The 20,822-nt window shown below is 59.1% G+C and carries 14 protein-coding genes; 2 read left to right on the forward strand and 12 right to left on the reverse strand.

Annotation, left to right across the window (positions count from 1 at the left end; translation table 11 throughout):
- Positions 1 to 84: 84 nt before the first annotated feature.
- From J4P41_RS02945 to J4P41_RS02995, 11 genes are all read right to left on the reverse strand, one after another.
- Positions 85 to 600 (reverse strand): SixA phosphatase family protein, encoded by a 516-nt coding sequence (locus tag J4P41_RS02945; RefSeq protein WP_426066047.1) that lies wholly within the window; start codon positions 598 to 600, stop codon positions 85 to 87.
- Positions 600 to 914, reverse strand: coding sequence for a chorismate mutase (locus J4P41_RS02950; RefSeq protein WP_099181292.1), 315 nt, complete (start codon positions 912 to 914; stop codon positions 600 to 602). The genes J4P41_RS02945 and J4P41_RS02950 overlap by 1 nt, the downstream gene beginning before the upstream one ends.
- Positions 904 to 1,590 carry a metallophosphoesterase gene (locus J4P41_RS02955; RefSeq protein ID WP_023945424.1) on the reverse strand — a complete coding sequence of 229 codons (687 nt, stop codon included), beginning with the start codon at positions 1,588 to 1,590 and terminating at the stop codon, positions 904 to 906. The genes J4P41_RS02950 and J4P41_RS02955 overlap by 11 nt, the downstream gene beginning before the upstream one ends.
- 113 nt (positions 1,591 to 1,703) lie before the next feature.
- Positions 1,704 to 6,227 carry an AAA family ATPase gene (locus tag J4P41_RS02960; protein WP_426066048.1) on the reverse strand — a complete coding sequence of 1,508 codons (4,524 nt, stop codon included), beginning with the start codon at positions 6,225 to 6,227 and terminating at the stop codon, positions 1,704 to 1,706.
- A gap of 28 nt (positions 6,228 to 6,255) precedes the next feature.
- A complete protein-coding gene (locus J4P41_RS02965; protein ID WP_426066049.1) occupies positions 6,256 to 6,894 on the reverse strand; it encodes a thioredoxin domain-containing protein in 639 nt (212 codons plus the stop codon).
- The gene (locus J4P41_RS02970; protein WP_426066050.1) at positions 6,895 to 7,524 is read right to left on the reverse strand and encodes a thioredoxin domain-containing protein; all 630 of its coding nucleotides are present in this window, start codon (positions 7,522 to 7,524) and stop codon (positions 6,895 to 6,897) included.
- Between the two features lie 58 nt (positions 7,525 to 7,582).
- Positions 7,583 to 8,521 carry a hemolysin family protein gene (locus J4P41_RS02975; RefSeq protein WP_034881238.1) on the reverse strand — a complete coding sequence of 313 codons (939 nt, stop codon included), beginning with the start codon at positions 8,519 to 8,521 and terminating at the stop codon, positions 7,583 to 7,585.
- The gene (ybeY, locus tag J4P41_RS02980; protein WP_023945430.1) at positions 8,518 to 9,006 is read right to left on the reverse strand and encodes an rRNA maturation RNase YbeY; all 489 of its coding nucleotides are present in this window, start codon (positions 9,004 to 9,006) and stop codon (positions 8,518 to 8,520) included. Before ybeY ends, J4P41_RS02975 begins: the two co-directional genes overlap by 4 nt.
- The gene (locus tag J4P41_RS02985) at positions 8,975 to 10,168 is read right to left on the reverse strand and encodes a PhoH family protein (protein ID WP_426066051.1); all 1,194 of its coding nucleotides are present in this window, start codon (positions 10,166 to 10,168) and stop codon (positions 8,975 to 8,977) included. The genes ybeY and J4P41_RS02985 overlap by 32 nt, the downstream gene beginning before the upstream one ends.
- Positions 10,162 to 11,526, reverse strand: coding sequence for a tRNA (N6-isopentenyl adenosine(37)-C2)-methylthiotransferase MiaB (gene miaB, locus J4P41_RS02990; protein WP_426066132.1), 1,365 nt, complete (start codon positions 11,524 to 11,526; stop codon positions 10,162 to 10,164). Before miaB ends, J4P41_RS02985 begins: the two co-directional genes overlap by 7 nt.
- Positions 11,527 to 11,826: 300 nt before the next feature.
- Positions 11,827 to 12,783 carry a lysophospholipid acyltransferase family protein gene (locus J4P41_RS02995; protein ID WP_010502463.1) on the reverse strand — a complete coding sequence of 319 codons (957 nt, stop codon included), beginning with the start codon at positions 12,781 to 12,783 and terminating at the stop codon, positions 11,827 to 11,829.
- Positions 12,784 to 12,997: 214 nt separating this feature from the next.
- Here J4P41_RS02995 and J4P41_RS03000 point away from each other — a divergent pair, with 214 nt between their 5' ends.
- Complete coding sequence (locus tag J4P41_RS03000; protein WP_415514681.1) at positions 12,998 to 15,097, forward strand: autotransporter assembly complex protein TamA; 2,100 nt, start codon at positions 12,998 to 13,000, stop codon at positions 15,095 to 15,097.
- Entirely contained in the window at positions 15,097 to 19,236 is a 4,140-nt protein-coding gene (locus J4P41_RS03005) for a translocation/assembly module TamB domain-containing protein (protein WP_426066052.1), read from the forward strand. The genes J4P41_RS03000 and J4P41_RS03005 overlap by 1 nt, the downstream gene beginning before the upstream one ends.
- Here J4P41_RS03005 and J4P41_RS03010 read toward each other — a convergent pair.
- A complete protein-coding gene (locus J4P41_RS03010; protein ID WP_426066053.1) occupies positions 19,230 to 20,813 on the reverse strand; it encodes a tetratricopeptide repeat protein in 1,584 nt (527 codons plus the stop codon). The genes J4P41_RS03005 and J4P41_RS03010 overlap by 7 nt on opposite strands.
- Positions 20,814 to 20,822: the final 9 nt, after the last annotated feature.

Raw genomic sequence — 20,822 nt, forward strand, 5'->3', positions numbered from 1 at the left:
GTTTAGGGTGTAGGAGTTTTCCCTGTCCAGAGACACCGATTGGAAGAGCGTTTCTGAATAGTGCCTATAGGCGGTGTTGACCCGTCAGGGTGTCAGAACGTGGAGAGCCTGTACGGTAGAGGGCCGGATGTTGATCCAGTCTTCCTGTATCTGGAAGACTGTCAGCGTTGCGGGGGGATACCCGTGCCTCAGGGCTGCAAAGGCGTCATTCTGCACGGCTGTGCCGGCCAGATTGTAAGCCAGTGCACCAATGGCCGGGTTATGCCCGATCAGAAGCAGCGTTTGAACATGGTCTGGAGTGCCGTGGATAAAGCCGTAAAGCGTATTGAGGTCTGCGCCATAGAGGCCGTTTTCAAGTTCTGGCGTTACGGTTTCCGGCAGAGCGGAAAGAACGCCGGCAGCCGTTTCCCGTGTCCGTCGTGCGGGGCTGCAGAGAAGTTGCAAGGGCTGGGGCAGAGCCAGTTGGGCCAGCTTCTGACCGATCTTTACGGCCTGTTGGCGGCCGGTTTCGGTTAACGGGCGTTCAATATCGCCCGCTCCGGAATAGAGATGTGGGCCTGCTTCAGCGTGGCGCAGAACAAGCAGCAGGCGCTCAGACATTAGTGCGAACCATTCGCCTGAGCGGCAATAGCCTCATGATGCCGAATAACTTCACGGATGACGAAGGCCAGAAATTTCTCGGCAAAGTCCGGGTCCAAATGCGCATCCCGCGCAAGCTGGCGCAGACGTTCGATCTGACGGGCCTCACGATTGGGATCTGCGGCGGGAAGGCTGGAACGTGCCTTCAGTTCGCCAACCGCCTTGGTGCACCGAAACCGTTCTGCCAGCATATGAATCAGGGCGGCGTCGATATTGTCGATACTGGCACGCAGGCGTTCAAGTTCTGCGAGGGCGGAAGAGCTGTCAGAAGTCATTAATGTCAATCCATGCAAGGTGGCCGCCTTTTCCAGCACCCAGATCCGTAAAGACAGCCGTGCCACCAAGTCTCCCCATCCGGCGCCATGGGCGTCCGTCAGTTGAGCGGCGGTCATGGCCGACATAAACTGTCATTCCCTCGGGAATACGGTTGATCCAGGTCAGGCGGCGTTCAGGATACCCATCCGGCTGCATGCGGCCGGTGGTTTCGCCAAACAGGGCGCGGGAGAGAGGGGCGGACATTTCGCCCAGGCCCGGAACAGGAGGCTCGGAAAGCATGGCGGTATGAAAGCCGCCATGAACGAACAGCGCTCGTCCCAGTCTGAGCCATGTTGGTGCAGCAGCAATCGCTTCATGGGCACGCTGCTGAAGCCCTTCATATTCCGGCAGGGAAAACTGCCGGAGCGTTTCTTCAAGGGGCGGATCACGCCTCAGACGGCGTCCTTCGAAAGCGCGCCCCAGTTTGCGATCATGATTACCAAGAATGAAAAGCCCGCGATGTGTTTCCAGAAGATCGAGCATCAGCTCCATCACGCCGGCACTGTCTGGTCCGTGATCTACGAGGTCCCCAAGTTGTATGACGAAGCGATCAGTGGCGGTCGCATGCCGGAAAGCATTCAGGTCGCCATGCACGTCTCCCACCACACGAACACCGTGTTCACGGATTCGCGTCATGATCGGGGCGGGGAGAGGTGGTTCGACGAAAATGGGCTCGGTCTTTCAAGGCGTTTTGTCTATCAAAAGGCTTCAACGCCTTAACGTCAATTTTCGATTGAAGAAAAAAGACGTCAGCCTTCGACGAGAGCCGCTGCGCCCCCCAGATCAACCGACAGAACCCGGCTTACACCACGCTCCTGCATTGTGACACCATAGAGCCTGTCCATATGGGCCATGGTGAGCTGATGATGGGTCACGACAAGGAAGCGCGTGCCCGCTTCCTTGGTCATATCCGCCAGAAGAGAACAGAAGCGCTCGACATTGGCGTCGTCCAGCGGCGCATCCACTTCATCCAATACGCAGATTGGCGCTGGGTTACAGCGGAATGTCGCAAAGATGAGGGACAGTGCCGTCAGGGCCTGCTCACCGCCGGACAGCAGGGACAGGGTGGAAAGCTTTTTCCCCGGTGGTTGGGCAAAGATTTCCAGCCCGGCTTCCAGCGGATCATCACTGCCGACCATACCCAGATGCGCACGACCACCTCCGAACATCCGGGAGAACAGCGACTGGAAATGTCGGTCCACCTCAGTGAAAACTGCTAGGAGCCTCTCGCGCCCTTCACGGTTGATGGTTCCAATACCGCCGCGCAGCCGGTTGATGGCAGCCGTCAGTTCTTCATGCTCGCGGGCGATGGTTTCGGCGGTCTGCTTGGCTTCCTGATATTCTGTCTCGGCGCGTAAATTGACGGCCCCGAGATCATCCCGTTCCCGGGTGAGACGGGAGAGCCTGCGGCGTGTGGATGTTTCAGCCTGCTCGGACAGATCAGACGGGTAAACGCCCCCTTCTGGCGGGTCGCTTTCCGTCAGCAGACGCTCACGCGCTGCCACGGCCTGTTCGGCCCGTTCCGTATGGCGGGCAATGGCTTCGCGTGCGGAGGACAGGGCCAGATCAGCCTCCCGACGACGTTCCTGCGCGGCCTGACCAGCCTGGTCAGTGGCCTCGTCTCTCGCGCGGGCTTCATCATAGGCCGCCTGAGCCTTTTCGAGATCCAGATCCTGCTGCTTTAGCGCGGCTTCGAGGCGTATCGGATTATGGGCTGCTTTATTCCAAGCGTTTTCCAGCGTGTTCCGGCGATCTTCCAGTTCCGCATGGGATTGAACGGCTTGAGAAATCTGTCCACCAAGGTCGGATAGCCGTCCTCTGAGCGCCGCGATACTTCCGTTCAGGCGCATGTCTTCAAGCGCGAGGCGAGACAGGGTTTCCCGAACTGTCTGAAGCGCCGTACGGGTTTCTTCCAGCTCCGCAGTGCCGTCCAGCACGTTTTGTTCCAGAAGCGCAGGATCCGGACGCTCTGCAATGGCAGCGTCCTGCGCCTGATGTTCCTTTGTGAGCTTCTCGACGAGCGCTTTGAGCTCTGCCGCGCGTGGAGCAAGCGCTGTGCGTCGGGCGAGGGCTGCTGTGGCGGACTGGTCCAGGGTTTGCAATTCGGCAGAGAGGCGATCTGCCTTCTGGCGGAGGTTGCTCGTGGTCTTGCTCGCGGCTTCAAGTTTCTGCCGGGCATCCTGATGCCGCTGACGGGATATGGCTTCACGGCGCTCCAGATCCGGAAGGTCCGGCCGGTCTGTCGCGGTTGTTGTCGCTTCAAGCTCAGTTTGAAGGGCATCAATGTCTCGCTCCAGCCTTTTCAGGGCCTCTTCCAGTTCCTGAAGGCGTGTCTGTGCCGTTTCATGGCGCAGAAAGGCCTGATCCAAAATGCGATCAGCCTGTTCGGCCTCTGTCCGGGCTGTCTGGAGATCCCGCGTCAATGCTGTGAGAGCCGTTTGAGCCCCCTCTACGACCTGACCCGCCTGTTCAGCCGTGTCGGTCAGGGCCGCCGGGGAGGGATGGGCGTCATAATCAGCTGTCGTTTTGTCCGCGTCCGAGAGTGCGCTTTTCGCAGCGGCTTCTGCGTCTGACAAACGACGTTCTGCTTCGTCCCAACGACTTTTTGCCAGCGCGGCCTGCTGTTCGCGTCCTGAAAACTGGGAGCGGGCTTTGCTCAGTTCAGGTTCCAGCCCCGCACGTTCCGATCGAAGACGCTGCAAGGTCTGTTCCGCCTCAATCCGTTGGCACTGGGCCTCCTGAAAAGCATTTTGTGCGGCCGGAAGATCTTTCTCCTGCTCCGTAAGAAGGGTGCGGGCCTGTGTCAGGCGCTGCCTCTGCTCCAGACGGGTGGCTCCGGCATCAGGTGCGTCTCCAGAGCGAATGAAACCGTCCCACCGCCACAGAGCGCCATTCCGGCAGACAAGCGCCTGACCGGGCTGGAGATGCGTTTGAAGTGCGGCTCCTTTACCGGGATCCTCCAGCAGGAAGATAGCGTCTAGGCAACGTTTAACAGCGTCGGGAGCTGCAACCAGAGAGGAGAGAGACGGGCAGGAATCAATCTGTGGGCTGGCTAGTGTTGTGAGCGCAAGCCACCGACGGTCGGCAGCAACGGTCGTGGGTGCGAGCGAAGCGTCCAGTCCATCAGCCAGTGCCGCAGCAACGGCTCGTGCCAGATCCGCAGGAATATCCAGCCTGTCTTCCAGAGGGTCCGGTTGCGCAGCGACGGCCGCGAGTGTCTGTTCCAGCCCTTCACATTCCGAACGAAGGCGCAGGATCATGCTTTCTGTGTGAGTCAGAGCCTCACGGGTAGAGGTCTCCGCTTCGGACACGGAAGAAAGAGTTTTTTCGGCTTCGGAAAGGGCGCTCTGAAGGGCGTCCAGTCTCGCTTCCAGACTCGTGACGGCTGCTCGAAGGACGGCTATGTCAGTGTCCGGCACGAGACTTTTCCCGGCGGTATCCCGTTCCCGAAGAGCCGTCTCTGCACGCTGGGCGGCCTGAGTGGCGGTGTGCTGGGCATTGTCTTTCGCACGGAGCAGGCCCTTATGACGCTGGACGCCTTCTTCGGCCTTGGCGCGCGCTTCAAGCCACGCCGCATTGGCCTCATCCAGAGCCTGCCGCGCTGCGCGTTCCCGCGCGGAAATATCTTCCAATGCCTGCAGGGTTTTTTCCCGCTGAGCCTGAAGCTCGGCGCGCTGTGTATCCGTCAGGAGAGCGGTGGCTGTCTGGGCATGAGCGGTGCGGTCCTGAGACAGACGGTCTGTTGCGGCCTGAAGGCGGCGCTTCAGATCCGCCTCGGTCTTTTCCAGAACCATCAGCCGTTGCCGTCCGTCTTCGAGGGTGTGGCTCTGCAACTCCATTGCCAGACGCGCATCCTGAAGCGTGGCAAGAGCCGCAGCTTCGAGCTGTCTGGCGTCCTCAGCCTCACTGATGGTGACCTCAACCTGCTGGCGCAGGCTTTCTAGGGCGTCATCGTCAGGTCGGTCTTTCTCCAGCGCAGTCAGTTCTGCTTCAAGGGCCTGAAGAGCACCTGTTTCAGCGTCAAGGCGCGTTGTCAGAGCATCCAGAGCGCTTTTCAGACCGTCACGACGGATTGCTTCTGCATCCCGCAGACGGACCGCTTCTTCCAGAGACGCTGCCTGAGTTCGCTCAAGTGCTGCGAGCCGGTTCTGCTCTTCGGTGGCTTGAGCGCGCTGCTCAGGAAGCTGGGCGTGTTCCTTCTCCTGCGCTTCCAGATCAGCAAGAGCGGCGGTCTGGGCGGCTCGATCCTGTGCGAGCCGTTCCGTGCTTCGGGTAAAATCTGCTTCGGCTTGCTGGAAGCGTGCCAGTGCTTCGGTTTCTGCTTCCCGTGCACGCGTGACGTCCACGCGTGCCGTTTCGGACTGGACTTTCAGGCGCTCCAGAGCACTGCGAAGCCGATCTGTTTCTTCTCGGGCCTGTGGTGTGGCCTTGCGGGCTTCGAACTCGGCAATGGTTGCGTGTTCGGCTTCCTGCTCGGCTTTGCGGAGGGCCTCTCGGGCTTTGGCCAAATCATCTTTGCTGCGTTGTACGGCGAGATTGGCACGGGCGTGCAAAAGGGCATGAAGCTGAACCTCGGCTTCACGCAGCTTTTCAGAGATCTCACGATATTTCCGCGCCTGAACGGTCTGTTCTTCGAGGCTGCCGAGTCGCTCTTCAATCTGAAGGCGCAGGTCTTCGGCGCGGGAGAGGTTGGTCTCGGTCTGGCGAAGTTTCAGTTCCGCATCATGGCGGCGGGCATGAAGACCCGTGATGCCAGCGGCTTCTTCCAGCAGAAGACGACGTTCTTCCGGCTTGGCCGCGATAAGCTGACCGACACGGTTCTGGCTGACGATGGCAGAGCTTCGTGCACCGGACGCCAGATCGGCAAAAAGCGTCTGTACATCGCGCGCACGCATGACACGGCCATTGATACGGTATTCGCTGCCGGAGCCACGCTCGGCGCGGCGGGTGATTTCGAGGTCTTCAGCATCCTGAAACGGAGCAGGTGCGAGACCTTTTGCGCCGGTCAGATGAAGCGTGACCTGAGCGATGTTCCGGGCGGAACGTGCGCCTGTTCCAGCAAAGATCAGGTCGTCCAGCTCGCCACCCCGGAGGGCGCGGGCGGAGGTCTCACCCATGGCCCAGCGCAGGCCTTCGACGACATTGGATTTGCCGCAGCCGTTCGGGCCAATAATGCCCGTCAGGCCCGGAAGGATGTCAACGCGCACCTCATCGGCGAAGCTTTTAAAGCCGCCGATCGTCAGGCGGCTGATCGTCGTGGTGTGGGTTGACATCGGTGTTTATGAAACGCCCTGAAAGAGATCAGGAGGCCTTGGATACCAGATCGGCAAACTTCTCGTAGGTTTCCGGGTCCTGATCGTAATGCGTGTTGTTGAAGCGGAAATAAGGCGTGCCCTGGATGCTGTATGTCTCCGCATCCTTTTGCACCTGATTGTACATGGCCTGCATGAATGCCGTGTCTTCGCTGATGCTCTTGAACTGAGCAGCGGAGACACCCGCCAGAGCCGACATCTGCTGCAGGCGCTGCATCGGGTCACCGCCGGAAGCAAAAGCCCACTGCATCTGGCTGGAGAGCAGCGCACCAATGAAGGGAACGTAACGGTCTTCGGGTAGGGAGCGGGCCACCATGGCAGCCGTCAGACCGACGCGGTCTCCGCAGAAATCATGGAACTGATAGCGGATTTTTCCGGTATCAATGAGCTGTTCCTTGATCTTCGGGAATTCTTCCGTGCCGAAATGGGCGCAATGTGTGCAGGTCAGGGAAAACCATTCTTGCACCAGCACTTTGGCGTTCGGATTGCCGATGATGCGCGGTCCCATGCGCGGGTCATTGGCGGGAAGGGCCGGTGGCACATCAGTGGCGCGGGCAGCAGTACCGGCCACGGCAAGAGCCGGGGCTGCGGAAAGAATAAAACGGCGGGAAATCATGGGACGGGTCATTCAGGAAGCCTTTGCAACTGCTTTGGCGAACGCATCATAGCTGGAAACAACATCCGGGGCCGGAGCGTCATTGATGCGGAAATAGGGAGTACCTTGGATCTGAAGGAACGCGCCATCGCGATCCTGCCGGTTCACGATGGCCTCACGCAGGGCATTATCAGCGTTGATCTTATCGAACTCAGCCGCTGAAATACCCGCCATGGCGGCGCGCTTTTTCAGTTCCTGCACAGGGTCGATGTTCTGCGCGAACGCCCATTGATCCTGCGTGCGGAGCAGATCATCCACGAAGGGGGCATAATGGTCTGCTGGCAAGGAACGGGCGAGCATGGCGGCCAGAAGCGCCACCTGATCGAGTGGGAAATCGTGATAGCGATAGCGGATCTTGCCCGTGTCAATCAGGTTCGCCTTCACCTGCGGGAAGATGGTCTGCGCGAAATGTGCGCAATGAGAACAGGTGAGGGAAAACCATTCGTCAACCTGTACCTTGGCGTCCGGAGAACCGAGAACCCGTGGTCCCATGCGGGTATCTCCCGCCGGGAGGCCGGTGTCTTCTGCGAACGCAGAAGGCAGGGAAGTCACTGCCACAAGGGCAGGGCCAGCGATAAGGAACGCGCGGCGGCCAAGGGTCATGGATGGGTCTCCATTACGGACAATCTCAATTACTCAGAACGATGAACTGACGCGGGCGTCAAGACCCGCGCTCATCATCCTGCTGCCCGGTATCGGGGAGAGGCTTCTTTTCCCAACCTTCCGGAACCCGCATCCGCAAGGCACGGATATGACGCGCATCGGCGTCGAGAACGCGGAATTCCAGGCCGCTGTCATGGGTCAAAACTTCATCGCGGGCTGGAACATGTTCCGCCATGCGGAACACCAGCCCACCAACCGTTTCAATTTCCGCTTCCCGTTCCGCATCTGTCAGAACAGCGCCGAGCCGCTCCTCAAGCTGTCGGACTGGCAAGCGGGCATCGATATCGAAGGAGCCGTCAGGGCGTTCGACCCACGGTGTTGTGACCGGATCATCATGTTCGTCTGAAATATCGCCCACGATCGTCTCGATCAGATCTTCGATTGTCACGAGGCCATCAATGCTGCCGTATTCGTCAATGACGAGCGCCATATGCATCCGGCGCTGACGCATTTGCAGAAGCAGATCCAGAACCGGAATAGTTGGCGCAATCATCAGAGGCTGACGCAGGAGCGGACGAATGTCGAACGCTTCGGGGTCGTCCACATAAGCCACCAGATCCTTCACATGGATCATGCCAGCGATATCGTCGAGCTGCCCGCGATAGACTGGCATACGGGAATGATTTTCCCGCCGCATGTGATCCAGAGCATCGTTGAAGGAGATGCTTTCCGGCATGGCAATGATGTCTGCGCGCGGGATCATGACGTCATCCGCCGTGATGTCCCGCAGGCGCAGCACGTTCATAATGAGCGCGCGTTCCTGCCGATCGAGTTCAGGCTCGTCGCCCGTTTCCTCAAAAGGCTGCGCTGCTTCCTGAACAAGCGTGGCAATGGATTCGCGCAAACCCTGATCGCGGCCACGGCGACCGAACAGTCCGAACAGGCCTCGGGAATTCTTCCTACCGTCGTCTGAACGGTCAGTAATGTCTTCGCTCATGCCCGTCTTCCTGCCTGTCGCCACGGATCGCCAAAGCCAAGCTGACGCATCGTGCGGGTTTCCACGCCTTCCATGTCCCGGGCTTCGCCGGGCTGATAATGATCGTATCCTGCCAGATGCAGGGCACCATGAACTACAAGATGGGAGAGATGGGCACGCATGCTGCGATGGGCAGCATCCGCTTCCTTCCGGACCGTCTCGTAACCCAGGATGATATCTCCGCCATGGACGGGGGACACCGGCTCGAATGTCAGAACATTCGTGGGCTTGTTCTTGTTGCGGAAGCGGGCATTGAGCCGCTTTACGATCCGATCTGTCGAGAGAAGAATCGACGGAGCAGGAGACCGGCTGAAATCCGGGCCACCCTGGCGGGCGACGGCGGTGAGCGCACGACGGATCGCGCGCTCAGTATCAGGAACCGAGGAGCGCCATCTGGCGTCCTCGATGATGATGTCAGTACCGGCGTGACGACTTGGAGGTTCCATTGTTTTCCCGGCGCGGCCGATCCCTGAAATTATCCAGAGGGGCAGGCGCTTTCTGTTCATAGGCATCGACGATACGGGCGACCAGTGGATGGCGCACCACATCGACGGATGTAAATCGTGTAATGCCGATTCCCTTGATGCCTTCGAGGGTCTCGACGGCTTCCCTTAGCCCAGATGATACCCCGTTGGGCAGATCAATCTGGCTCAGGTCGCCTGTAACAGCCATGCGTGTGCCTTCACCCATGCGGGTCAGGAACATCTTCATCTGGGCTGGTGTCGTATTCTGGGCTTCATCCAGAATGACGAAAGAGTGGGCAAGGGTTCTGCCACGCATGAAGGCCAGCGGCGCAACTTCAATCTCGCCCGTACCCATCCGGCGCACAACCTGGTCGCCCGGCATCATGTCATTCAGGGCGTCGTAAAGCGGACGGAGATAGGGGTCGATTTTTTCCCGCATGTCACCGGGCAGAAAGCCCAGACGCTCGCCGGCTTCCACTGCCGGACGGGAGAGAATGATACGATCAACCTGTCCGGCCAGCAGCATGGCGACGCCCTGCGCGACTGCCAGATAGGTCTTGCCTGTTCCCGCTGGTCCGATCCCGAAGACCAGATCGGTGCGTGCCAGCATTTCCATATAGGCCGCCTGACCATGAGACCGAGGGGCAATCACGCCCCGTTTGGTGCGAATGGCGGGCAGGTCCGTAAAAGGAGCGGAGGACGGAGGGACCTGCTGTGGAGAGCGGGTATCCGTCCGCTGTTGATTGTCCCGGCGTGGATGCTGCTTCTGAGAATGCTGTGGTGGAGATGGTGGGGGGACGGCAGCGCGTTGCCGCTCATGATGACGCGTTGGGAGGGCCGTGAGACGGATCACCCCATCAACCTGTGAACTGTCGATGGTGCCGCCTTGTTCGAGCTGATTGTAAAGTGCGACGATGGCGGCCTGCGCCCGGCCCACGGCGTCCGTCTCTCCTGAAATGGCGATCTTGTTGCCGCGACATGAGAGCCGGACATCAAACCCTTCCTCAAGTCGGGCGAGATGTCGGTCGTGGTCTCCCAGAAGTCTCTGGAGAAGAATGTTGTCGTTGAAGCGCAATGCGACGGTGCGATTGCCTTCGGTGCCACCAGTGGTGGCGACGGAGCGCGTCGGGGGTGTTGTCAGCAAGCGGAGGCTGTCTCCCGGATGAGGGTTCCACCAAGTGAGTTGGTCATGCGAGTTGTGATGGCAACCTTGGCGATGGTGCCAATCAGATGCTCCGGCCCTTCAAAATGAACAGGCTGGAGATACGGAGACCGGCCGGAAAGCTGACCTGGTTTGCGGCCTTTCCCCGTAATGAGAATATCCTGAACCGTCCCGACCATGTCAGCGTTGAACGCATCCTGCTGTTCACGCAGGAGCGCCTGCAACTCGGCGAGGCGACGGTCCTTTACGTCTTCAGCTACCTGAAAAGGCTGGCCAGCGGCTGGCGTACCGGGACGTGGGGAATATTTGAAGCTGTAAGCCATGGCGAAGCCGATATCGCGTACGAGTTGCATCGTGGCTTCGAAGTCTTCATCCGTTTCACCCGGATGACCGACGATGAAGTCTGACGAGAGAGCCAGATCCGGCCGCGCTTCCCGCAGGCGACGAACGCTCTCGCGGTACTCGTCTGCGGTATGCCCACGGTTCATAGCTTTCAGGATACGGTCTGAACCGCTCTGAACTGGTAGATGCAGGAAGGGCATCAGGGCGCGGTTATCGCGGTGAGCGTCGATCAGGGTCTGATCCACGTCACGCGGGTGAGACGTCATGTAGCGGATACGATCCAGGCCCGGCAGGCGTGCCAGTTCTTCGGCCAGTTCCGCCAGTGTAGCACTGCCACCCTGGCCATTATCGCCATGATACGCGTTGACGTTCTGGCCCAGCAGCGTGATTTCACGGACACCAGCGTCCACCATGCGGCGTGCTTCCGCCATGACAGAAGCAACCGAACGGCTGCTTTCCGCGCCGCGTGTATACGGTACGACACAGAAGGAGCAGAACTTGTCGCAGCCTTCCTGAATGGTCAGGAACGCTGTGAGATTCCCGGCGGACTGAGGGGCGGCCTCAGTGGGGAGGAAGTCGAATTTCTGCTCGGCCGGGAAATCCGTCTCGATGACCGCACCACCAGCGCGCGCTGCACGGGCGACCATCTCTGGCAGGCGATGATAGGTCTGCGGGCCAAGCACCAGATCAACATAGGGCGCACGACGGAGGATTTCTTCGCCTTCTGCCTGCGCCACACACCCGGCAACAGCAATGATACTGCGTTCGCGCCCGTTCTCCATCCGCTCGTCACGGATTTTGCGAAGGCGACCCAGCTCGGAAAAGACCTTTTCCGTGGCGCGTTCCCGGATATGGCAGGTGTTGAGGATCACCATGTCCGCCTCTTCAGGCGTTTCAACCGGCCCATAGCCAAGCGGACGCAGGACATCAGCCATGCGGGCGCTGTCATAGACGTTCATCTGGCAGCCCCATGTAATGACATGCAGCCCATGACGCATACGGTCAGTCGGGGCACGATCAGCAGGGGCAGGCGCGGAGGCGGAAGTCTCGGTGGTCACAGTCTCGATCCGGGATTGGCAAAAGCAGGCACACACATCGGGGCAGGAGACCGCGCGGTCAAGCCTGTCCAGACAGGGGAGATGTCAAACATGGGGCGGTATCGGCATGTCAGACTGGCCTGAAGTGGCATCACCATCTCCGGACGGACGCTGGATTGCTCCCATCAATGGCTATGAAAGTGACGCGCTGACGGCGGGCAAGTCAAGACAAACCTTGTGAATTGCAGAAGAATAAGGCGCTTAGTTCTGTCCGTCTGGCACAAGTCCCTGCCGAAGCTGGGCGGCACCATCCCGCACGGCCTTGAACGTTGCGTTGGCCAGTTCCTTGCGGGATTTGAAATCCTCCGGGTTCAACGGTGGATGCAACAGAACGGTTGCCCGCATTGAGCGCCACTGGCCGAACGACCAGATATGTGGCGTCAAGTCCATGTCCCCATACCATGAGAAAACGGACCGCCGACTGCGCCCGACTGGCAGGCCTTCCAGTCGGTCATAAACGATGGAAACGGGCTGGATGAGGACCGGAGGGGGCTTTGGCATCCCTGCCTGCTCAAGGCGGCCCGGCTTGGCCACGGCAAAGAAAGACGAAAGGAAGGGCAGGACGCGGCTGCCATCTGAAGACGTGCCTTCCGGGAAAAGTACGATATCGTCTCCGTCCCAGAGGCGATCCGCCATGTCATGCAGTTCCTTCCCCGTGTTCTGGCGGTTGCGACTGACGAAGATCGTGCGCCCGAGGCGTGAGATGGTGCCAATCAGTGGCCAGGTGCCGACTTCGCCCTTAGCGACGAACACCGTATGGAGAACACCGCCAACAGCGATGATATCCAGCCAGGAGCAATGGTTGGCGACATAAACGATCGGGCGTTCACCATTTTGGACATCCCTGGCGGTTCTGATGCCACCGGCAGGTGTCCCGATGACACGAAACTGAAGCCCTAGAATACGCCCAATCGTATACCAGAAAACGCGAGGAAGCCGGATCTTTGCTGGACCAGGCAGACGTATGAAGAGCGCCTGCAGGCAGCCTGCCCAGAAAGCCCATATCAAAACGGCTGTCAGTCGGCCGATACAGCTCAGCCGGCTGAAGAGCGAGGACTGCGTTGTTGCCTGATTGACCGGAAAATTGACACTTTCATCAATGATCGGTCGGTTGTGGCGTCGGCGGCCGGACGGTGAAGGAGCATCACGATGGGACATGGGTGCTGAGTGATACGGTTTTCAGAAGACCTAGACAATCTTGTTTGTCTTTCAGGCGTATCTATCGGCTATAACAGGGAGGGTCTTCGGTGGACTTGGCGTGCGTGTTCAGGATAGAGCCAGAAGAGTATGCGGCCGTCTTTTGCGGATCCGCTCCAAAGGGTCGACCCTTCCCGGTTCGATCCCTCCTCAAAACGGATTTTCAGGACCTCCGGTGAAGCCAGGCCATCGCTCGTCAGTTGTTTCCTTTTCCCTTGCTTTCGGCGTCATGGCATCCTGCTGTCATGTTGAGAAAGCATGGGCAGATGCGCCCTCCAGCGGGGAGGAAGCCGAGAAAACTGTTCCGTATTCTGTTACCCTTCAGCCGACTAAAAATGCGGAGGTCGATGGCGCCATCCAGGCCTCGTCCCAGCTTCAAACACTGAAGACGACCCATGCTGTTGGACCTTATGCGTTAGCGGGACGTATCCGTGCGGATTACGACCGTGTGGACACGGCATTGCAGTCCCAGGGCTACTATGCGGGGACGGTTACAATTCGTATCAAGGTCGGTAATCGGGAACTGGATGGACGTGATCCTGCACTGCCGGATGCTCTGAATGCGCTTCCCAAAGGCGGAAAGGTCAGCATTACCCTTTCCGCTGCCATGGGACCGCAATTCCATCTCGGCAAGATTAGCCTGACAACACCGCCACCCAAAGCAGTTCAGCCATCTGATTCAGCTGCAAAGTCACCGTCTCCAAAAGGAAGTGCGGCTCCAGCGAACAGTAAGGCTCAGACAGCAGAGAAAATGGGCGCGCCAGAGACAGCGGGAGACGCTACGGCTCAGGGTGAACCCGTGGAACTGACTGCGGCAGAACTGAAAGCGTTCAAGCTGAAATCCGGGCAGCCAGCAGTGGCTTCCGATGTGCTTGCCGCACAGGGAAATCTGCTCACCCAGTTGCAGGAAGAGGGGTATGCGGTCGCGGATGTGTCCACGCCGCTTGCCTATCTTCAACCGCATGACAATACGCTGGATATTGTCTTCCGCGTTGGGAAAGGTCCAAAGGTTGTCATTGGTCCCGTCGGGATGGATGGCTTGCAACGTGTGCACCAGTCGTTTCTTCGCCGCCGTCTGACGATCAAGGAAGGCGAGCTGTATCAGCCGTCTAAAATTGAGGCGGCTCGTCAGGATCTCGCGGCTGTGGGCGTATTTTCGTCGGTTCAGGTTCATAATGCGCCGCCGATCGTCACGCTTGGACCGGGTAAGACGCTGGTGCCTGGAGTTTTTCAGGCCATGCCGATCGACTTCGATTTCAAGGAAGCCAAGCGGCGCACCGTTGCGGTTCAGGCCGGGTACTCGACCGATCTGGGTGGACGTGCCGGTGTCACCTGGACGCATCATAATCTTCTGGGGAATGCCGAGCAGCTCAAGCTGACAGCTCTGCTGACAGGCCTCGGCGGCTCAGCCCAGCAGGGTCTGGGCTACGATGTTTATGCAGATTTCAGCAAGCCGGACTTCCTGCATAAAAACCAGAACCTGAGCCTGCGTGTGGAAGCGGTGCGGCAGCTTCTGTATTCCTATCATCAGACGGCCTTCATTCTTCGCGGAGGAATTGGTCGGCGTCTCGGCAAGTTCTGGTACGTGTCCGGCGGCCTCATGGGGATGCAGGAGCAGATCCAGCAGTTTGGCGATACACGGAATTATTTCATTGTATCCGCGCCATTGAGCGCGACCTATGACAGCACCCAGCTTTCCAATCCGATCGACCCGGCAACACATGGTATTCGGGCCGCCCTGTCCGCTACGCCGTCCGTATCTTTGGAAAATGGAACGTCCTTCTTCACCCTCCTGTCTGCGCAGGTCTCAACATACTTTGACCTTGCCCGGATCGGGCTGACCAAACCCGGTAAGAGCATCATTGCGGTGCGTGGCACGGTTGGGTCGGTTCAGGGGGCATCCACCTACCAGATCCCGCCGGATCAGCGGCTCTACGCGGGTGGACCTGCGACGGTTCGTGGCTTCCGGTATCAGGGTGTGGGACCGCAGTATGGCAGAACGAAATATGCCATTGGCGGTACGTCTCTGGATGCGGGAACGGTCGAGTTCCGCCAGCGACTGCCAATGAATCTGGGTGTGGCGGCCTTCGTCGATGCCGGTCAGGTCGGGACTGGCTCGCGTCCGGGGCAGGGCACGCTGCGTGTTGGATATGGCGGGGGTGTTCGTTACTTCACGCCGATCGGCCCGATCCGTGTTGACGTTGCCCTTCCCATGAACCGCCCGGCTTACGGCGACAAATGGGAACTCTACATTGGTCTTGGGGAGACTTTCTGATGCGCGCCCGCAGGATCATTCTCTGGATCGTTGGTCTCGTTGTCGGCGTTCCGCTCGGACTGGTTGTTCTGGCGCTCGTGGTTGTGCTCATCGGCATCAATATCGGGCCAGGGCAGCGGCTGATCGAAAGCAAAGTCGGCCCACTGACGGGTGGCATGGTGCAGATCGCCGGGCTGTCCGGCGCGCTTCCGCAGCATCTCACGCTGGCGGAACTTCGCGTGAAGGACAGCAAGGGCGTCTGGCTGGAGCTGGATCATTTTGAACTCCGCTGGTCTCCGCTCTCGCTTCTGCGCATGGATGCGCACGTCAAGGTTCTGAGTGCCAGCCGTCTGGCGCTGCTCCGTAGCCCCGTTTCGGACACGACGCAGGCGACGACTGAAACACAAACGAAGTCCAGTCCGTCGAAGCTCAATATCAAAGTGGATCTGGATGCCCTGAATGTCGGCCGTATTGAAATAGGGCCTTACTTCACGGGTAAGCCCACGGTCTTCACGCTGAATGGTCACGCCCATATTGCGTCAATCGCGCCATTCCTGAATGGCGTAACAATGCAGTCGCTTCCGAAAATGGATATCGCGCTGCAACTGAACCGTCTGGATGCGCCGGGTGGCATGACGCTGGCGGCTCAAACCCCCAAAGACCGTATTGCGCTGGCGCTCACCTATAAGGAAGGCGTCAATGGGTTTGCGACCACGCTTGGGCAACTGCCGCAGCTTGATCCTGTGGACACGCATCTGAATCTGTCCGGACCGCGCACCGCTGCTGCTCTTGATTTCGGGCTGAGCGCCGGGCCGATTACGGCGTCTTCGACCGGTCAGATCAATCTCTACACCAATGTTGCCACCCTGCACGTCAAGGCCAATGCGCCTGCCATGACCCTGAAGCCGGGAATTGGCTGGAATGCGATTGCCCTGAACACCGATCTGCACGGACCGCTGAAGGCTCCTGCAGGGCAAGGTCTTCTGGACATTGACGCTTTGACCGCTGGTGGTGCTTCCATCGGGCATCTGCACGCGACATTTGACGGGAATGAAACCCCCAAGCCTGAAGATACGGTTGCTCATCTTCAGGCCGCCCTGACGGGTCTGCGTGTGCCCGGACCTCAGCCCACCCTGTTAGCGTCCGCCCCGTTAACGCTGGATGTGACCGCGCACCCGCTCGCGGCGACCATGCCGGTTGTGGCGACCATCAGTCACCCGTTGATCCATATGGCCGCAAACACGACGCTCAAGCCTGCAGCATCCGGTCACGTCACTCTGACATTGCCGGACCTCCACCCGCTTGCTGCCATGGGCAGCACGGACCTGAGTGGAAACGCTGCACTGGCGGCGGATTTTGCAATGCCGGTGACGGATCATGATGACCTGACGCTCCAGAGCACAGGCACGATTTCTATCACGGGCGGCCAGCCACAGGCTCTAAATCTGATTGGTAAGGACGGTCATCTGGCTCTGCAACTCAGCAAGTCCTCGGCCAATGTTCTGACGGTGAAGAATTTCGGGCTGGATGGTCAGGCGCTCCATGTTCTGGTGTCGGCCATCGTGGATATGGCGCATGGCAACCGGATGCAGACAAAAGCAACGGTTGCGCTGCCTGATCTGAAACAGGTCAGCCCGACACTTCTCGGGAATACGACCCTGACGGCCACGGCGGACGGGCCGACCGATGATCTGGCGGTCAAAGCCGGGCTGGAAGGTGAGTTCGGGACAAAGGATGTTGCGAAGGGGCCAGTGGCACTGGATGCGGATTTCCAGCATCTGCCCTCACATCCTCAAGGCACGCTGACGGCTCACGGAACGCTGGATCACGCGCCGCTGGTGCTGGATAGCGCCGTGCAGAAAACGGATGACGGCGCATTTCATGTTGATCTGAACAAACTGAGCTGGAATAGCCTCACCGGGCAGGGCAAACTTCGGCTACCCAATGGTGCGAAGGTGCCGTTGGGTGATCTGGATCTCAGCATCAGGAACCTTGCAGATTTCCAGCGTCTGATCGGTCAGGCCATCAAGGGGCATCTGGCTCTTTCCATTCATACGACGGAAACGGAAGGCGCACCGCCGCAGGTCAAGCTCGGGCTCGATGGTGCGTTGGCCATGGCTCAGGCGAGCGTGCAGTCCCTGACATTGAAGGGCCTGATCTCCAATCCGATTGATGATCCAACCCCGGACCTGACGCTTGATCTCGCAGGCGTTCGCTCGCAGGATATCACGGGTAAGGCGCGGGCAACGGTCAAGGGGTCGCAGTCCGCCATGACCCTGACGCTGAATGGTGCTTTTCAGAACGTTATGGGTGCACCGGCCAATGTCGATACGGCGGTTTTGCTGAATCTGCCTAAAAAGACCGTCCGCATTGATCGTCTGACGGCGATGGCGAAAGACGAATATATCCGCCTGGGTGGGCCAGCCAATGTGTCCTTCGGTGATGTCATGGGCGTGGATCATCTGCGTGCGACGTTGGCCCCAAAGGGTGTGGCGCCGGCAACGATTGATGTTGCAGGCTCGATCAAGCCTCGCCTTGCGTTGACGGCAACGGTGGACCGTCTGACGCCTGCGATTGCCAAGCCTTTCGCCCCGGATCTGGCAGCCAGCGGCACCATTTCCGCCAAGGCCAATCTAGGTGGAACGCTGGATGCCCCGACCGGAACCGTGTCTCTGACGGCGCATGGTCTGAAAATGCAGACCGGTTCCGCAGCGTCGCTCCCAGCTGCGGAAATTCTGGCGAATATCGGCTTGGCTGGAAAAACGGCAAAGGTGAATGCGACCCTTGCGGCTGGCCCGAAAGTGGCTCTCGCGGTTCGTGGAACGGCGCCTACGTCCAAGGATGGCGCGATTGCCCTGAACACGACTGGCCACGTAGACCTGTCCGTTGCCAATGGTGTGCTGGGTGCGAGCGGCATGGCGACGAAGGGTCAGATCGGGATCAATCTGAATGTCGCTGGAAACGCAACCCAGCCTCGGGCAACCGGACAGGTTGACCTGCACAATGTCTCTTTCGATCATTACGCACAGGGCGTCCGTCTGACGGACATCAACGGTGCGATTGTGGCCTCAGGTGACACTCTGACGCTTCAGAACGTTCTGGCCCACGCAGGTCCGGGAACGATTGGTCTGACGGGAACTGTCGGTGTGTTCCGACCGGGCCTGCCGGTGGATATCAAGGTTATTTCCAACAAGGCGCGGCCGATCTCTAGTGATCTGGTAACGGCCACGATCAACACGGACCTGCATATTCATGGACAGGCCACCACCCGTGTCGATGTGGACGGGAAGATCGTTCTGCCGAGCGTGACGGTCAATATCCCCAATTCCATGCCAGCTTCTGTGGCGCAGCTTGATGTAGTGCGTCCGGGCCAGAAGGCACCCGACACGACCAGCACACTGATTATTGGTCTGGCGATTGATGTGATTTCGCCGGGCCAGTTTGTGGTGCAGGGACATGGTCTGGATGCAGAAATGCAGGGCAAGCTGCATGTTGGCGGCACCAGCAGCGCGCCATCTGTGACGGGCGGGTTCGACCTTAAGCGCGGTAACTTCAACCTTGCCGGGATCAACCTGAATTTCACGCATGGACGCGTCGCGTTCAATGGCACGGGCGTGAACCACAAGCTTGATCCGACACTGGATTTCCGCGCAGACCGTAATGCCAAGGGAACGCTGGCGAGCCTTCTGGTGACTGGCTATGCCAGCGCACCAAGGATCGACTTCGCATCAGTGCCGACACAGCCTCGGGATGAAGTTCTGGCCATTCTGCTCTTCGGAACAGACGCACATTCCCTCTCGACCACGCAGCTTGCTGAACTTGCTGCTGCCGTGGCTCAGCTTGCAGGGGGCTCGTCTTTTGACCCTCTCGGGAAAGTGCGGAATGCGCTTGGGCTTGATCGCCTGGCTGTAGGTGGCGGTAGTGGCGTCGATAACGGGGGGACCAGTGTGGAAGCCGGAAAATACGTCATGAAGGGCGTCTATGTGGGGGCGAAACAGGCCACATCTGGTTCGGGTACGCAGGCGCAGGTTCAGATTGACCTGACCAAGCGCCTCAAGCTTAACACGACGGTCGGAACAGGCGGGCAGGTAACGGGCTTTACAACGCCAGAAAACGATCCGGGCTCAAGCGTTGGTCTGTCTTACGGGTTCGATTACTGAGCGCTGACTGCGTCTTCAAGCAAAGACCTGACCCGGGTTACAACGTCCGACCAGTCCCGGAAACGGGTCTGGCGGACGATTTTCATTTTCGGATACCACGGGCTGTCGTCCCGGCCATGAAGCCAGCGCCAGCAGTTGTTGAGCCTGTCCATCATGATGACAGGTTTCCCAAGCCCTCCTGCCAGATGCACCATGGATGTATCCACAGATACGACAAGATCGAGGCATGAGACGAGGGCCGCCGTATCATCCATATCCAGACATTGCGGCATGAAGTCGATCAGAGTGCCCGGGAAATCGAGCCTTTGCAGGGCAGGTTCGTCTTTCTGAAGAGAGTAAAAGCTGATGCCCTCCAGGTCGGCCAGAGGCGCAAGCGCGGAGAGCGGCATGGACCGTTGACGATCCACCATCTGTGCACCTGTATTTTCAGGGCGCGCACCGCCCGCCCAAACCAGGCCGACACGCAATTTGCGGTCGGAATGCAAGATTTTCTTCCACTGGAGGACTTTGACTGGATCGGCCTTCAGATAGGGAACGGGTGCGCCCATGGCGTCAGGCGTTGCGGAAAACGCACGGGGAAGGCTGATGAAGGGGCAGTGGTAGTCATAGTCCGGCGTCTCTCCACCATGTTGCACGATGGCTGTGCCTTCGACACGGCGGCAGAGGCCAGCCAGTGTGGATGTACCCCAGATATGAACAATAGCGCCTGTTCGTGCGAGAGCCGGGATATATCGGAGATACATCAATGTATCCCCCAGACCTTCCTCCTGCGTCACGAGGACGCGCTTGCCTTCAAGGTTCAGAAAAGGCGTGATATTGGGCAGGAGACGGCTCTGCGGAAGGTTGGTGTGTCCAGGTAAACCGAAACGCCATTCATGCTCGGCCCACCCTTGGGCCATGCGACCGCTTTTAAGCATCGCTATGGAATGATTCAGCCTGAGCGCAGCCTCGTTGGGCGCGAGAGGAATGGTCTCTCGATAAATGTTTGCCGCGTCTTCAAGGCGCCCGATATTGTTGAGAATAGCAGCCATGTTGCAGCCTGGCCCCCATTCTTCAGGCGCGCGCTGACGGAGGCTATCCAGAATGGCCAGAGCTTCATCGAAGCGTCCCTGTTCCGTCAGATTCATGGCCAGAAGATTGAGAGTGCCCTTGTCATTGGGGCGCCGTTTAAGGCCTTCCCTCAAGCACACGTCTGCTTCGTCAAAGCGTCCAAGGTGCATGAGGATATTCCCCTGTGCATCCAGCAGGCGCGGGTCATGCGGAGCAATTTTTCGGCTTTCCGAAAACAGATGCAGAAGGTCGGATCTGCGACGCAGGGACACTGCTTCGTCAATAATAGCTGTAACGGCATGACCCCCAAAGGGATGGGTCGCTTTCTCAAGCTCCGCCGCCGCATCCTGATATCGGCCTAGCCTAAAGAGCGCACGTCCTCTGTACAGATGGACGGCATGGCTGTCTGGAAGGGGCGCAAGCAAATCCAGTGCTTTTGAAGCATCTCCGGCCCGAAGGCTCTGATCGGCTTCGTTCAGGCGATGCTCGACTGGAGAAGGGGAGGACATCTCACTGGGGCTGTTCATCGTAGCGGT

It is taken from the genome of Gluconobacter sp. NFX36 (assembly GCF_049887835.1).
GTDB lineage: Bacteria > Pseudomonadota > Alphaproteobacteria > Acetobacterales > Acetobacteraceae > Gluconobacter > Gluconobacter japonicus_A.